The organism is Bradyrhizobium sp. DOA9, from assembly GCF_000617845.2.
Classification (GTDB): Bacteria; Pseudomonadota; Alphaproteobacteria; order Rhizobiales; family Xanthobacteraceae; genus Bradyrhizobium.
Window position 1 is genome coordinate 5749391 of sequence record NZ_DF820425.1, and the last position, 13635, is coordinate 5763025.

The 13635-nt window shown below is 65.8% G+C and carries 13 protein-coding genes; 6 read left to right on the forward strand and 7 right to left on the reverse strand.

What is annotated here, in order from left to right; all coding sequences use genetic code 11:
- Positions 1-15 precede the first annotated feature (15 nt).
- Both BDOA9_RS27135 and BDOA9_RS27140 read right to left on the reverse strand, forming a co-directional pair.
- Complete coding sequence (locus tag BDOA9_RS27135) at positions 16-279, reverse strand: hypothetical protein (RefSeq protein ID WP_152033492.1); 264 nt, start codon at positions 277-279, stop codon at positions 16-18.
- Positions 280-338: 59 nt separating this feature from the next.
- Positions 339-2825: a caspase family protein gene (locus BDOA9_RS27140; protein ID WP_052363119.1), complete on the reverse strand. Its 2487-nt coding sequence runs from the start codon at positions 2823-2825 to the stop codon at positions 339-341.
- A 371-nt stretch (positions 2826-3196) separates the two neighbouring features.
- Between BDOA9_RS27140 and BDOA9_RS27145 the strand changes: the two genes are divergently transcribed.
- The 4 genes from BDOA9_RS27145 (at position 3197) to BDOA9_RS27160 (ending at position 7361) form a co-directional block, all read left to right on the forward strand.
- A complete protein-coding gene (locus tag BDOA9_RS27145) occupies positions 3197-5164 on the forward strand; it encodes an autotransporter domain-containing protein (RefSeq protein WP_025037091.1) in 1968 nt (655 codons plus the stop codon).
- A gap of 162 nt (positions 5165-5326) precedes the next feature.
- Positions 5327-6106 (forward strand): NAD kinase, encoded by a 780-nt coding sequence (locus tag BDOA9_RS27150; RefSeq protein WP_025037092.1) that lies wholly within the window; start codon positions 5327-5329, stop codon positions 6104-6106.
- 102 nt (positions 6107-6208) lie between these two features.
- Positions 6209-6754, forward strand: a complete 546-nt coding sequence (locus BDOA9_RS27155; protein WP_008549760.1) for a response regulator — start codon at positions 6209-6211, stop codon at positions 6752-6754.
- Positions 6755-6782: 28 nt separating this feature from the next.
- Positions 6783-7361, forward strand: coding sequence for an Hpt domain-containing protein (locus BDOA9_RS27160; RefSeq protein ID WP_025037093.1), 579 nt, complete (start codon positions 6783-6785; stop codon positions 7359-7361).
- 135 nt (positions 7362-7496) lie between these two features.
- On the opposite strand, the gene BDOA9_RS27165 is transcribed toward BDOA9_RS27160, so the two are convergent.
- From BDOA9_RS27165 to folE, 4 genes are all read right to left on the reverse strand, one after another.
- Positions 7497-8672: a DUF2336 domain-containing protein gene (locus BDOA9_RS27165; protein WP_025037094.1), complete on the reverse strand. Its 1176-nt coding sequence runs from the start codon at positions 8670-8672 to the stop codon at positions 7497-7499.
- Between the two features lie 289 nt (positions 8673-8961).
- Positions 8962-9981: a lytic transglycosylase domain-containing protein gene (locus BDOA9_RS27170; protein ID WP_244521596.1), complete on the reverse strand. Its 1020-nt coding sequence runs from the start codon at positions 9979-9981 to the stop codon at positions 8962-8964.
- Between the two features lie 149 nt (positions 9982-10130).
- The gene (hisI, locus tag BDOA9_RS27175) at positions 10131-10553 is read right to left on the reverse strand and encodes a phosphoribosyl-AMP cyclohydrolase (protein ID WP_025037096.1); all 423 of its coding nucleotides are present in this window, start codon (positions 10551-10553) and stop codon (positions 10131-10133) included.
- 26 nt (positions 10554-10579) lie between these two features.
- Positions 10580-11272 carry a GTP cyclohydrolase I FolE gene (folE, locus tag BDOA9_RS27180; protein WP_025037097.1) on the reverse strand — a complete coding sequence of 231 codons (693 nt, stop codon included), beginning with the start codon at positions 11270-11272 and terminating at the stop codon, positions 10580-10582.
- Positions 11273-11523: 251 nt separating this feature from the next.
- On the opposite strand from folE, the gene BDOA9_RS27185 reads away from it, so the two are divergent.
- Positions 11524-11979 carry an iron-sulfur cluster assembly scaffold protein gene (locus BDOA9_RS27185; RefSeq protein ID WP_025037098.1) on the forward strand — a complete coding sequence of 152 codons (456 nt, stop codon included), beginning with the start codon at positions 11524-11526 and terminating at the stop codon, positions 11977-11979.
- Positions 11980-12072: 93 nt separating this feature from the next.
- On the opposite strand, the gene BDOA9_RS27190 is transcribed toward BDOA9_RS27185, so the two are convergent.
- The gene (locus BDOA9_RS27190) at positions 12073-12966 is read right to left on the reverse strand and encodes a hypothetical protein (protein ID WP_025037099.1); all 894 of its coding nucleotides are present in this window, start codon (positions 12964-12966) and stop codon (positions 12073-12075) included.
- 254 nt (positions 12967-13220) lie between these two features.
- Between BDOA9_RS27190 and yidD the strand changes: the two genes are divergently transcribed.
- Positions 13221-13559: a membrane protein insertion efficiency factor YidD gene (gene yidD, locus BDOA9_RS27195; RefSeq protein ID WP_025037100.1), complete on the forward strand. Its 339-nt coding sequence runs from the start codon at positions 13221-13223 to the stop codon at positions 13557-13559.
- The last annotated feature ends 76 nt before the right edge of the window (positions 13560-13635 follow it).

Here is a 13635-nt window from a genome sequence, read left to right on the forward strand (position 1 = left end):
TTGGGGAATCGGAGCCTAAAAGCCGATACCGAGTATCAACACGAAATCGCGACGACACCAGAACCCGCGGCAGGAGGTATCCGTGTTTGCCGAAGCGATTTGGGTCGGCGGGCGGCCGCGCATGATGGCCGGCCGGGCGGCATGCAAGGCCCGATGCCCCGCCACGAAGGCTCTCGCGATGCGTCCCTCGCCTTGATCGGCAGCAGCAGGCGCTGCCGCCGACATCGTGACCGCCGCCGATGCGGCCGCAGCAAGCATTAGCGAATGAAACCGTTTCATGTCCCGCTCCATACCTCGTCCCGACACCAGCCAGCTAACGCCACCGCCCGCCGATCGTTTCAGAACCCGACGCCGATCATCGTGCTATGACCGCCGCCACCGCCGCTCACGATGCTCGGACGTGCGACAGCCTGTTGCCGGGCACGCGGCGCATCGTTGTCGGGCCGCGCACGCCTGGCCGGCTCGCGGTCGGCTTCGCGGCTCGTCTGCTTGCGGCGGGGCTTGTCCTCGTCCTCGTTCTTGCGCGAGGCGGTCGCGGCCGGCGCCGGTTTCTCGTTGGCGACGCAGAGGTCGCCCTTCAGCGTTTCGTCGCTCTTGCACTGGATCGGGCAGACGCGCGTGGCGCGCTTGGCGAGCTCGCCGACGAGATCCTGCGTCACGCTGATCTTGTCGGCCTCTGTCGGCTGGCCGCCGATGGCGAGATAGCGGACGAGCGCGGCTTTGGTCGGCTCGCCCAGCTTGCCGTCGGGCTTGCCGGTCAGACATCCCAGTCGGACCAGTTCGGACTGCGCCGAGGTGACGAGCTGCGGCGAGTTCGGCTGGGCCGCCGCCCGCTTGGCGGCCTCTGCATTGAAACGGTCGATCGCGGCGACGACGACCGGCCCGAGCCGGTCGCAGGTGACCGTCCTGGAGAATGCCTTGAGGTCGTCGACGCCCGTGCCCTCGCTGCCCTTGGCGACGATCGCGTCGAGCTTGCCCTGCTGGTCTTTGCAGGCGGCTTCCCTTGACGCGGCGAGCTCGGCCGCCTTGCGCGCCTCCTCGGCCTCCCTCGCCTGCTTCTCGGCCGCCGCCTTCGCGGCAGCAGCCGCGGCTGCCGCACGATCGCGCTCGGCCTGCTCGGCCTTCTGCCTGACTTCCTGCGCCTTGCGCTCGGCCTCGGCCGCCTTGGCGAGGCGCTCGGCTTCGACGGCGGCGGCGCGGCGTTCGTCCTCGAGACGCTTCTTCTCGGCTGCGCTGGCCTCCCTGGCGGCGGCGATCTCGGCCTTCTTGCGCGCGTCCTCCGCATCACGTGCCTGCTTCTCCGCGGCGGCCCTTGCTGCAGCAGCCTCCGCCGCGATCCGGTCACGCTCGGCCTGCTCGGCCTTCTGCCTGGCCTCCTGCGCCTTGCGCTCCGCCTCGGCCGCTTTGGCAAGGCGCTCGGCTTCGGCTGCGGCGGCGCGGCGTTCATCGTCCTGGCGCTTCTTCTCTGCGGCAGCAGCGGCGGCAGCCGCCTTCGCCCTCTCGGCCGCCTCGGCTTCGCGGGCGCGGCGCTCGTCGTCCTCGCGCTTCCTCTGTGCGGCGAGCTCGGCCTTCTCCGCGTCGGCCTTGCGCTTGGCTTCCTCGGCAGCCTGGCGCGCCGCCTCGCGTTCGGCGCGCGCCTTGTCCTCGCGTTCCTGGATCGCCTGTTTCAACAAATCGATGCGCTGCTGCGCGGTGATCGCGAGCGGCGCATCGGGAAAACGCTTGATGAAGCGCTGCAGCACGGGGATGTCGACGCTGTCCTTGATCTTGTCCCACTCGATCTGCTCGCGGGTGGGCGGCGCATCGCGGCTTGGCGGCGCCGACTGCGGATAGGCGGCAACCTGGATATTGGCCGGCGGCGCTTGCGGCTGGCTCGCCAGTGCCTCGATCTGCGCCCGCGCCAGCTCGGCATAGAAGCCGGTCGGATGGGTCGCGAGGAAGACCTCCCATGCCCGCCGCGTGCCGATCTTCTGCACCAGGTCGTAATCCGCCTTGACGTCACTGACCGGCGCCTCGCGCGGCACGGCCGGCGCCGGCACCAGCGAGATCGTGCCACCCCCGAGCGCGCCGTAAACATACGGCTCCTGGCGATTGGCCGTCGCCTTCAGGACTTCATCCCTGACGCGGCCGAAGGCAAGGCGAATGTCGAGACCCGGGACGGGAAGATTCTTGAGGACCGACGTGGTGAACGGACTGTGATCGCCATCGCCATCATCCGCCGTCGAGCCGGCCTTCGCCGCGTAGGCGATCAGCGTGTCGGTCATCGTGGGCTCGACCTTGCCGAGACCGCCGCTGACCGCGCGCGTCGTAAGGTTGCGCCGCTCGCGCTTCATCGTGCCGACGAACGGATTGTCGCGGCAAGCATCGAGAATGATCAGACGAAGCCGCCTTGCGCCATCCGCGGAGGAGACAAGCCGCTCCAGCGGGATGGCCTCGTCGTCGGCGTCGCGGTCGGAAGCCAGCCTCGCATCGACCGGGATGAGATAATTGGTGCCGCCGATCTCGAGCCCGTGTCCGGCGTAATAGACGACCGCGATGTCGGCCTGGTCCGCCGTGGTCTCGAACTTGCGGATCGCGCGCTTGAATTCGAGGTTGCCGACATTGTTCAGCGTCTCGACGGTGTCGAAGCCGGCATCGCGGAACATCTTCGCGACCGAGCTGGCATCGCGCGAGGGATTGGGCAATTGCGGGACGGATTGATAGAGCGAGTTACCAACCACCAGCGCCACGCGCCGCTCGGCGAACGCGCAATCGCTCGACAGGACCACGGCCAGGAGGGTCCCGCCGATCATCGCCATCGCTGCGATCAGACGCCGGAGCATCATAAAATCCAAGCCGAACGTGCGCTAATGCGCCGATCCTATCCCTTGCAAGGGACTCGGCATTCACGCGCTCGCCCGAAAATCGCTAAATCTATTCATATTTTATCGCCGTAGACCGCCGCGATCAATGCGCCCGGAGCGGCTGCTCACAAAAGGTATTCCGAGCATCCTGGTCCCAGCGTGATGCACATCACAGCCTGCCATGCGACATCCCGCCACATGTGGCGGCTCCGGTACAGGCGATTCGAAATCGGCCGCCGATCACGTGAAACGCGCCTCGCCACGCTTCCGGTGCAAGCGTGCCTCCTCTAGTTTTGTGTCTGAGTGTTACTGCGTCTGTTGATTCCTTATTTTTCGATTATTGGGGGCTGGGAATGAGGCAGTTTGTGCTCAGGCTGACCGGGCGGATCAGCAGCACGAAGCTCCTGTCCGGTGCAGTCGTCGGACTTTCGCTGAGCTCGTCGGCAGCCTTCGCGCAATGCACCGGCGCCGTCACAGGACCCGGCGCGGGATTCTTCGGCGCACAATTGGCGGCGATTTCGGCGGTGAACGGCGCGGCCTCAGGGTCAGTCGCCGGTGCTCTCGGCACCACCAACACCGCATTCCTCACGCAGCAAGGCAGCGCCTTCGTCTCGGCGCCCGCCGATCCGAAGCCCGAGCAGCCCGGTGGGGGAATCTGGGTCCGCGGCGTCGGCGGCGAGGTCACCAACAGGTTCACCTCGACGTCGACCGGCACGGTGAATGCCGGCATCCTCAATCCGGTGCTCGGTGCTGCATCGAACTTCAATTGCGCCAACTCCGTTCATCAGAGCTTCGGGGGCGTTCAGGTCGGGCAGGACATCTCGCGCCTGAACTGGCGCGGCTGGAACGTTCACGTCGGCACCACCGCCGGCTATTTGTCGTCCAAGGCCACCGACAATGCGGGTGGCAGCACGAATTTCGAGGTCCCTTTCCTCGGGGCCTATGTGGTCGCGACCTATGGCCGCTTCTTCGCCGACATCATGGTGCGCGAAGAGTTTTACCGCGCCGACCTGACCAATGTCGGCGTCGGGCTGTTCAACCAGCAGATCGGCGCGCGCGGCACCTCCGTGTCGGGCTCGGTCGGCTACAATTTCGCCTTGGCCAACAATTGGTTCATCGAGCCGTCCGCGGGCTTCACCTGGTCGCGGACCAATGTCGACGACTACACCTTGAGCGGCGGCGCCGTCTCGCAAGGCATCGTCTCGACCGTGACCACCTCGCCGATCGAGAGCAAGATCGGGCGCTTCACCCTGCGTGGCGGCACGACGGTCACTTCGGGCAACCTGATCCTGCAGCCCTTCGCCTCGGTCAGCGTCTTCCACGAGTTCGCCGGCGACGTGACCTCGTCGGTCAACAGCCTGAACGCCAGCGTGTTCGGCGTCGTCCCGATCGCGATTTCGCAGAACACCACCACGAGCCGGGTCGGCACCTACGGTCAGTACTCGCTCGGTGTTGCAGGCCAGCTCGTCAACACCGGCTGGCTCGGCTTCGTCCGCGGTGACTATCGCAACGGCGAAAACATCGACGGCTGGACCGCCAATGCCGGCCTCCGCTACCAGTTCACGCCGGAACAGATCGCCTCGATCATGCCGCTGAAGGCGCCGGCCAAGGCCGCCGGCACCGTCATTGCGCCGACCAACTGGACCGGCGTCTATATCGGCGGCTCGCTCGGTGTCGAATACGGCAAGACGGATATCCGCTTTGTCGGCGATCCGATCGACGGCAACAATCCGCGTGTGTTCGGCGGCCTCGGCGGCCTCCAGGTCGGCTACAACTACCAGATGCCCAGCAACTGGGTGCTCGGTATCGAGGGCGACATCGCGGCGACGAATCTGCGCGGATCGCGCACCTGCACCACGGTCCAGAACCTCGCGCTGCTGCTCAATTGCCAGAACTCTTCGGACTGGATCGCAACCCTGTCCGGCCGCGTCGGCTATTCCTGGAACCGCACCCTGATCTACGCCAAGGCCGGCGGTGCCTGGGCGCAGGACCGCACCAACGTCAATTGCGTGTTCGGCCCGCTCAATGGCGCCGTCGTCGGTGGCTTCCAGCTCGGTCCCTGCGTCAACCAGTTCGGCGGAGCCACCAACGGCTTCAGCAGCAGCGGCTATCGCAGCGGCTGGCTGATCGGCTACGGCACCGAGTTCGACCTCGGCAAGAACTGGTCGGCAAAGGCCGAGTACGATTACATCGCTCTCGGCAGCCGGACCTCGCTGATGAGCGACGGCGTCACCACGATGCGCGACAGCGGCAGCCTGTCCCAGGTCAAGATCGGCGTGAACTATCGCTTCACCCCGGGCGTCGTCATCGCAAAATATTGATCCGCGGCAATCGCCTCGGTCTTTACCCTGAATTGAACCGGGCGGCCGCCCAACCGGCCGCCCGATTGCTTTTGCGGAAGCGCATCCTCGACAATACGGGTCTACCTCGTATAGACGAGCCCGGCGGAACCTTCCTCGAGCCAGCGGCCCTGCCGAGACGCCATGACCAAGCCTGCGCGATACGACCGGATCGCCTTCGTCGCCAGCCCGAGCAGCGAGGCGCAGGCCGCCTTTGGCCAGCTGACCAGGGACTATGGCAATTGCGATCCTGACGAGGCCGACGTGGTCGTCGCGCTCGGCGGCGACGGGCTGATGCTGCAGACGCTGCACCAGCACATGCGCACGGGAAAGCCGATCTACGGCATGCATCGCGGCACGGTCGGCTTCCTGATGAACGAATATTCGACGCACGATCTGCGCGCGCGGCTCGAGGCGGCACATGAGTCCGAGATCAATCCGCTGCTGATGCGCGCGACCGACGTCAACGACCGCGTCCACCTGCATCACGCCATCAACGAGGTCGCCCTGTTCCGTCAGACCTACCAGGCGGCGCGCCTGCGGATCCTGATCGACGAGCGCGAGCGCATGCCCGAACTGATCGCCGATGGCATCATGGTGGCGACGCCGGCCGGATCGACCGCCTACAACCTCTCGGCACAGGGACCGATCCTGCCGATCAACGCCGCCCTGCTGGCGCTGACCCCGATCAGCGCCTTCCGCCCGCGCCGCTGGCGCGGCGCGCTGCTGCCCAACACGGCCTATGTCGTCATCGAGGTGCTGGAGGGCGACAAGCGCCCGGTGGCGGCAGTCGCCGACCACGACGAGGTTCGCGACGTCCGCCGCGTCGAGGTGCTCTCCGACAGGACCATCGCGATGCGGATGCTGTTCGATCCCGGCCACAGCCTGGAAGAGCGTATCCTGCGCGAGCAGTTCGGGTACTGAACCACCTGCCCGCCGGCGCCGCCCAGATCCCGGTCGCAACCCTTCGTTAACTCCCGGCACGATATGGTTAACGAAGGTTGACCCGCTTTTGGCCCGGGCGTCATGTTCCGTATCGACTTCAACAAGCTGCGCTTCCTCGTCTGCGACGACAACCCGCACATGCGCCGCATCCTGCGGACGCTGCTGCATTCCTTCGGCGCGCGCGAGGTCTATGAAGCCGAAGACGGCGCCACGGCGCTCGAAATGTACAGCCATTACGTGCCCGACATCGTCATCACCGACTGGGCCATGCCGATCTTCGACGGGCTCGAACTCGCGCAGATGATCCGCCAGCCGGAATCCAAGGGCAATCCCTACGCACCGATCATCATGCTGACCGGCCATTCGGAGAAACGCCGCGTCACGGTCGCGCGCGATGCCGGCGTCACCGAATTCCTGGCCAAGCCGATCTCGGCCAAGGGGCTCTATCAGCGCATCCTGAACGTCGTCGCCAATCCCCGGCCCTTCATCAAGACCAAGACCTATTTCGGCCCGGACCGGCGCCGCAACACCAACTCCGCCTATATGGGCCCGGAGCGCCGCGTCGGCGAGAAGCACGAGGTGCTGCAGCAGCCCTCGCTGCTCGACAAGGCCCGCTCCTCCATCTAGCGCAACCTCTTCAGACGAGGCAGGCATCATGGCGAAGAACAGCGCAAGGGACATCGAGGTCAAGGCCTTCGCCACGCACCAGGTCATCACGCAGCCCAATCCGCTGCGCAAGGTGCTGCGCCGTGTCGAGGAAAAGGATCTGGACGACCCGGTCGGCCGCGCCGAGCAGGCGCTCGCGAGCCTCTCCGGTGAGTTCAAGGACTGGATGGCGATCGAGGTCCAGCGACTGTCCGCCGCCTGGACCGCCGTGCAGAAGGACGGCTTCACGAAGAAACTGCGCGACGAGCTGTTTCACGCCGCGCACGACATCAAGGGCGATGCGGCGACGTTCGGCTTTTCTTCAGCGGCAGGCATCGCCGAAAGCCTGTGCCGCGTCATCGAGCACGCGCCCGACCTGGAAAAGGTGCCGGCCGAGCTGTTCACGCACCACATCAACGCCATCCTCGCCATCGTGCACGAGAACACCAAGCTCGACAGGATCAGCGTCTCGGCCGAGCTCAGCCGCCGCCTGCGCAAGGTCGCCGATGATTATCTTGCCCACGTCAACCGCGACCGCCCCGAGCATCTCGAAGTGATCCTGGCGCCGAGCATCGCGCCGGCGGAATAGTAAGCTCTCTCATCTCGTCATTGCGAGCGCAGCGAAGCAATCCAGACTGCCCCCGCGGAGGGATTCTGGATTGCTTCGCTGCGCTCGCAATGACGGTGTTTGTGTCTTCCGGCCTGCCCTCTCGCGGGCTTTGAACTAAGCCGCGATCAGATCGTCGTACACCGGATCGATCGCATCGTCCGCGACAATCTCGTCGCAGAACAGACGCGCCTCTTCGCGCGCGGACTCGGTGGCGAAGCGGCGCAGCAGGACCATCAGGGACTCGGTGGCGCCGCGATCGGACTCGCAATGGGTGAGCACGCGTTCGACCATGCGCCGGCGCAGACGCACCGCGCCGTCGTCGCTGTCGACGAAGCCCTGCTCGTGGCAGGCCTCGAGCGCGACCTGGAACGCCGCAAACGTCGCCTCCGGAAGTCCGGCGCGACGAAGCAGCGCATGCACGCTGTTGCCGCCGCGGTCGTGCAGCAGCGCCGAGACGCGCGCCAGCGGCAGGTCGGCGAGCTCGGCGAGTGCCGCGTCGAACAAGCCCAGATTGCCCGACAGCAGTGCGCGCAGGATCAGGCCCGCGGTCAGCTGGCCGGCGATGCGCAAATGGCGGACCAGGCCCTGCATGTCGTCGCCGCGCGAGCGCGCCGCAATGTTCATGGTGGAGCGGTCACGCGCTTCGATTGTGATGCGGTCCGCGCGGTCGGCGCTCAGCCAGTTTCGCGCCACGACGAATTGCGCCAGCGTCTCGGAGAGCTTTGCCACCAGCGCCGCACGCGTTGCGGCCGGCAGATCCTCCAGCACCAGCATCGCCTCGCGGATCGCGGCGAGATGGCCGTGGCGCTCGACGATCCGGTCCCAGGAGAACGGGGCGAGTTCGGCATGGGGGTTTTCGATCAGCTCCAGCGCCGCAGCCGCGCAGCCGACTTCGGCGATCGCGGCACACACCGAGACCGGCAATGCGATGCGGCGGGCCACCGCGCATTGCACCTCCTCGCTTCCGGTCGCGACGATGTCGACGAGATCGGCGTCGATCAGAAGCGGGGAATGTTCCAGCACCGGCAGCGCGACCGTCGGCTGATCGGCCGACAGCGCCCGCACGATTGCGGCCGGCGCGTCAAGGCTGCGCGCAAAGGCTTCAGCCATCGCCTGCCGCACCAGCGGCGAGGGATCGTCCAGCAGCATCAGAAGCGCGCCTTCGGCGGCGGTGCGATCGTCTGCGGAAAGATCCGAGATCAGCCACGCCCTGGCCAGCGCCCGTGTTGCCTCGGCCCGCTCGCCTGCGGGCGCCGTCCTGATCCAATTGATGAACTGCCGAACAATCATGCTGCTTCCGGCTTACACAACAAACGAAAAAACGATGACGGCTCGTCACCTGCAACACAAAATAAACCACGACGCTTAACAAAGCGTTCACCATAACTGGCTGGTTTTGTTGATGATTTGTTAAGGGAACAAGGCCGCACCCTGCGCGCGCCCCGGACGCAGCGCAGCACGCAAGTGATGCGCTGCTGAGCCGGGCCCAAAGATCAAAGTGCGGTACTTGTTGCGTGGGTCCCGGCTCTGCAGCGCGCCGCTTTTGCGCCGCGCCTTGTCCGGGACACGAGCGCGAAGACTAGCTCGAGAACGTGCCGCTGCGATCGCTGAAGAGATCGAGCGGCTGCGGCGGCCGCACGTCCGGCGTCACCGATGCGACCGTGGTGAGCGAGGCATTGTTGCCCCATAATTTCTGCACCGTGGTCGAGACCGGCTGCGTGGCATCGCCGGGCTGATAGATCGAACGGAATGCCGGCGTGACCGGCGTATTGTCTGCAACCTTCGTCGATGATGTCGCGCTGACCGGCGTCACGGCATTGGTATTGGGAAAGGTCTGCAGATAAGCCGCGTTGTCGACCATCGGTGCCGTCGGCTGCACGCCGTTCGCGCTTGCGACCTCGCTGGTCGAGGGCGTGCCGCCATACATCGCCATCGCACTGCGGGTCACTTTCGAATTCGCGGCGCTGGCATAGCGGGTGTCCAGGACCGAATAGACCTCCGAGACACTGCGGGCGCGACCGTCCTTGGCGTAGAAGATCGAGCGGTTGGCGGCCGCCGCGTTGGGAAACAGCCGCGCGCCGACGGCTTGCGGATTGTCCTCGGCATTGGCGATCAGTTTCGCGGCGCCGCCGACGCCCATGAAGTGCGCCATGTAGAGCTCGCTGTCGCTCGGCCTGCGCCCGAGCAGACCGGTGAGCTTGAAGCTGTTCGACTGCGTCAGCGCCGCCGCCATGGCGGAAGCGGCTTCGGGGTCGTCACGCAGCTTCATGATCGAGCGCTTCTTGAGGGGATCATCGACGGTGTAAGTGCCCGACGGCGTTCTGGTGATGGCGTCGGCATAGCTGCCATAGCCGAGCTGGGCGCCCGCCTCCTTCACCGTGCCGAGCCAGGTCTGATCGATGAACTGGTAGAGCCCGTGCGCGGACGAGGTGGCGGCCCCCGCCGTCGGATCGAAATCCGATTCCATCTTGGCGGTGGTCAGCATGTACTGGAAGCTGACGCCTGTGATGTTGGAGGCCTGCTTGATCGCACCGGCAACACGCGCCCGCGACGGATCAAGGCCGGCCGTCTGCGTGGCACTGAAATTGTCGACCGACATGATGAAGTGCCCGCCCCGCGCGGCGTTGAGCGACGCCGGCAATTCGGCGCCCGTCGTCTCACCGTGGGACACGTATGGTTAACAGGGGGTTAATCCAGCCGCCCTTGCCATTCCGGGTTCGCGCTCCGCGCGCCCGGAATGACAGGCTGCTACTTCTTGTAAACGTCGTTCGGATCGAACAGCCGCTCGGCCCCGGTGAAGACCAGCTTCGCTCCCCCGCCCTCACCCTCGACCTTGCGGTAGAAGCACGACCGCCGGCCGGTGTGGCAGGCTGCGCCGATCTGCTCGACGCGGATCCAGACCGCATCCTGATCGCAATCGGTGCGCATCTCGAGGACACGCTGGATCTGACCCGACGTCTCACCTTTTCGCCACAAGGCATTGCGCGAGCGGCTGAAGTACCAGGCTTCGCCGGTCGCAATCGTCTTGCGCAGCGCCTCGTCGTTCATGTGCGCGACCATGAGCACGTCGCCGGTAGCGAAGTCGGTGGCGACAACCGTCACCAGGCCAGCGGCATCGAACTTGGGAAGGAAGGCGAGGCCCTCCTCGATCTCATGGGAGTGAGCGGACACAGCAACTCTCGCCGGTTGTCGCGAGGTCAGCGGCTCGTGCCTCGCACCAGGGACAGGAAGCGGGCCTGCTCCGCCGGATTGTCGCGGAACATGCCGGTGAAGCGGCTGGTGAAGGTGGAGGCGCCATGCTTGGCAACGCCGCGCACCGACATGCAGGTATGCTCGGCCTCGATCAGCACGGCAACGCCGCGCGGCTTGAGCACCTCGTCGATCGCGGCGGCGATCTGCGCGGTCAGGTGCTCCTGGGTCTGGAGCCGGCGGGCGAAGATGTCGGTCAGGCGGGCCAGCTTGGACAGGCCGACGACGCGCTCCACCGGCGTATAGGCGATGTGCGCCTTGCCGTAGAACGGCATCATGTGATGCTCGCATTGCGAGGTGAACTCGATGTCGCGCACCAGGACGAAATCGTCATAGCCCGCCGTCTCGCCGAAGGTACGGTCGAGCACCTCGGCCGGGCACTGGTGGTAGCCCTGATAGAGCTCGTCGAAAGCCTCGACAACGCGGCGCGGCGTGTCGAGCAGGCCCTCGCGCTCGGTGTTCTCGCCGATATAGGCGAGCAGCGTCTTCACCGCCGCTTCAGCCTCGGCGCGCGCAGGACGCGGCTGGTCGGCGCGGACGGCGGCCGCGAGGAATTCGGCAGGATCAAGCTCGGCCGGGCGGCTCTCGGGCTGCCGGTCGGAGGGTTTGCCCGGGCGGATGGATTTGATTGCAGCGTCCATATCTTCTCCGTTCGACGGCCTAACGGCCGGAGTGTCACCGGCAGACGGGGCGGCCAAGCCGCCGGACGCCTGAACAGAACAGTTTCGGCGGAAGTCCCGAAGTCGCAACACCGGCAGCACAGATCTGGATCACCGCCACCGCACCGTTGGACTGTTTTTCCACCAGTTCCGCCCTTATATAGGACCGTGGGCGGCGCCCGCCAAGGCCGATCCGGCCTGGAAGCGGGAGTGGACGTGTTGGACTCCATCACATGCTGAACGACATTTACAACAAGCGGATCATCGAGCTGGCCGGGAATATTCCGCGCCTCGGACGGTTGGCGGACCCCGATGCCTCCGCCACCGCCCATTCCAAGCTGTGCGGTTCGACCGTGAAGGTCGACCTCAAGATGAACGGGGACACCGTCACCGACTTCGCCCATGACGTGAAGGCCTGCGCCTTGGGCCAAGCCTCTTCATCCATCATGGCAAGTCACGTGGTCGGCTCGACTGCTAGCGAACTCCGTGAGTTACGCGAAACCGTTCGCAAGATGCTGAAGGAAAATGGCGCGCCCCCCCAAGGCAAATGGGAGGAGATTAGGTTCCTCGAGCCGGTCCGCGACTACAAGGCGCGCCATGCCTCGACGCTTCTCACCTTCGATGCCGTGGTTGATGCCATCGGCCAGATCGAGGCCAAGGCCAAGCAGCCGGCCGCAGCGCAAGGCTGAAACCCCTCTCCGTCATTCCGGGGCGATGCGCAGCATCGCGCACCAAGGTTCGCGCTGACGCGCGTCCCGGAATGACTGCCGGGATTTGAAGGCTTACTTTGGCGTCGCCGCAGCCGGCGTGGCAACGCTGCCGGTCGGCACCACGGCTTCCGCCGTCTTGGTCGACTTGGAAGCCTGCTCCGGTTCCGCGCCGAACCTCGCCTGCGTCTTCGGTGCAAGCTCCGCCATTGCCGGCGCCGAGATGTCCACGTGCGGCAGCACGTCAGCCACGAGATCCGTCGTGACCAGATTGGTGAGCTTGAGCTCACCGGGATCGAGCTCGTGCAGGTCCTCCCAGGGCGGGACGCTGAGCGCAAGCGACAGCAAGTCGCCGGCGCCACCCATGTCGAACGTGTATTTGGCGAGGCGGCCGATGTCGCGCTCCACGATCATCAGGTCCTGCGCGCTGTAGCTCGCCGCCTTGGCATCGTCGGCGCGGTCGCCCATCCAGATCTGGTGAACCCGGACATGGGCGGCTTCCGGCACGTAGCGCTTCTTGCCGGCCAGCAGCAGGAACGCGCACATGGATTCGCAATACGCTTCCGGCGCGACCGCCGGGCGCGTCGACGGCCCGCCACGGAGACTTACGCCGACCGTGGTCAGCAGCCCGAGGTTACGGAAGCGCCGGCCGAGCGTGATCGCATCATTGACGGAGCCGCCGCTGGAATCGAGCACCACCGTGGCGCCGCCGAGCTGCCGGCCGCGGGAAAACTCTTCGAATTCCTTGGGCGTATCGGCCGTGATGATGCCGACTGCGCTGATCCAGCCCCGACAGTTCGGCTCACAGGCGACCCAGCTGAACTTCATCGGCAGCTTGCGCTCTTCGAGGGCAGCGCCGGCGCGGGCCGACGATCCGAACGTGGCGACGGCGCCAGCCAGCGCGACTCCACAAACGGCGGTTCCCACCAGCAACCAGCCGCGAAGATCAAGGGAGTGCAGAAGTCTCAACCTGGTTCCTTCCCCAAGCCCCAAGGCCCCCGGTCCCCAAACAATCCCCGGCAGCGCAATCTGAGTCCATCATACGGGCGTATGTTTTTACACACGGCCGTCATAAAAATGGTATCCGGGCGAATACAGATCGTCCACAGATACTTGCTGCACTGCTCCCAAAAAGCATGCAAAATATGGCGTGGAAACAACAGCTTACAGTTCCCTGCGCCGGAACCGGGCAACCCCTCGCTCAACCTCGCAGCACAACGCACATGAAGCATTCAGCCTGCGAGCATTGTTCCAGTTCCGCCGATGGTGTGCTCCGCCTGCCGCGTCGATTCGGCCGCGCGCTGATCTGGCTGTATCGCCATACGTTGTCACCCCTGGTCGGTTACAACTGCCGGCACCTGCCGACCTGCTCCGTTTACGGAGATGAGGCGATCGAACGGTTCGGGTTGTGGGCCGGCGGCTGGATGACGCTCGCGCGCCTGCTCCGCTGCCATCCCTTCGGCACGTCCGGCATCGACAACGTGCCTCTTACCGCTCCGCGAGGCGCACGATGGTATCTGCCCTGGCGCTACGGCCGCTGGCGCGGGGTCAATGCATCCTGACATTTGACGCGGCGCCTGGTGCAGCGCTGGCCGACCGGAACCTTGGACTTTCCGCTCGCGTTGTTGTGACGCTCCC

Excerpts from the sequence above, each read along its gene's own strand:
- yidD (WP_025037100.1), top strand. The coding sequence starts at position 13,221 with ATGAAGCATTCAGCCTGCGAGCATTGTTCCAGTTCCGCCGATGGTGTG.
- BDOA9_RS27140 (WP_052363119.1), bottom strand. The coding sequence starts at position 2,825 with ATGATGCTCCGGCGTCTGATCGCAGCGATGGCGATGATCGGCGGGACC.
- folE (WP_025037097.1), bottom strand. The coding sequence starts at position 11,272 with ATGGACGCTGCAATCAAATCCATCCGCCCGGGCAAACCCTCCGACCGG.
- BDOA9_RS27165 (WP_025037094.1), bottom strand. The coding sequence starts at position 8,672 with ATGATTGTTCGGCAGTTCATCAATTGGATCAGGACGGCGCCCGCAGGC.
- BDOA9_RS27155 (WP_008549760.1), top strand. The coding sequence starts at position 6,209 with ATGTTCCGTATCGACTTCAACAAGCTGCGCTTCCTCGTCTGCGACGAC.
- BDOA9_RS27160 (WP_025037093.1), top strand. The coding sequence starts at position 6,783 with ATGGCGAAGAACAGCGCAAGGGACATCGAGGTCAAGGCCTTCGCCACG.
- BDOA9_RS27145 (WP_025037091.1), top strand. The coding sequence starts at position 3,197 with ATGAGGCAGTTTGTGCTCAGGCTGACCGGGCGGATCAGCAGCACGAAG.
- BDOA9_RS27135 (WP_152033492.1), bottom strand. The coding sequence starts at position 279 with ATGAAACGGTTTCATTCGCTAATGCTTGCTGCGGCCGCATCGGCGGCG.
- BDOA9_RS27150 (WP_025037092.1), top strand. The coding sequence starts at position 5,327 with ATGACCAAGCCTGCGCGATACGACCGGATCGCCTTCGTCGCCAGCCCG.
- BDOA9_RS27170 (WP_244521596.1), bottom strand. The coding sequence starts at position 9,981 with ATGTCGGTCGACAATTTCAGTGCCACGCAGACGGCCGGCCTTGATCCG.
- BDOA9_RS27185 (WP_025037098.1), top strand. The coding sequence starts at position 11,524 with ATGCTGAACGACATTTACAACAAGCGGATCATCGAGCTGGCCGGGAAT.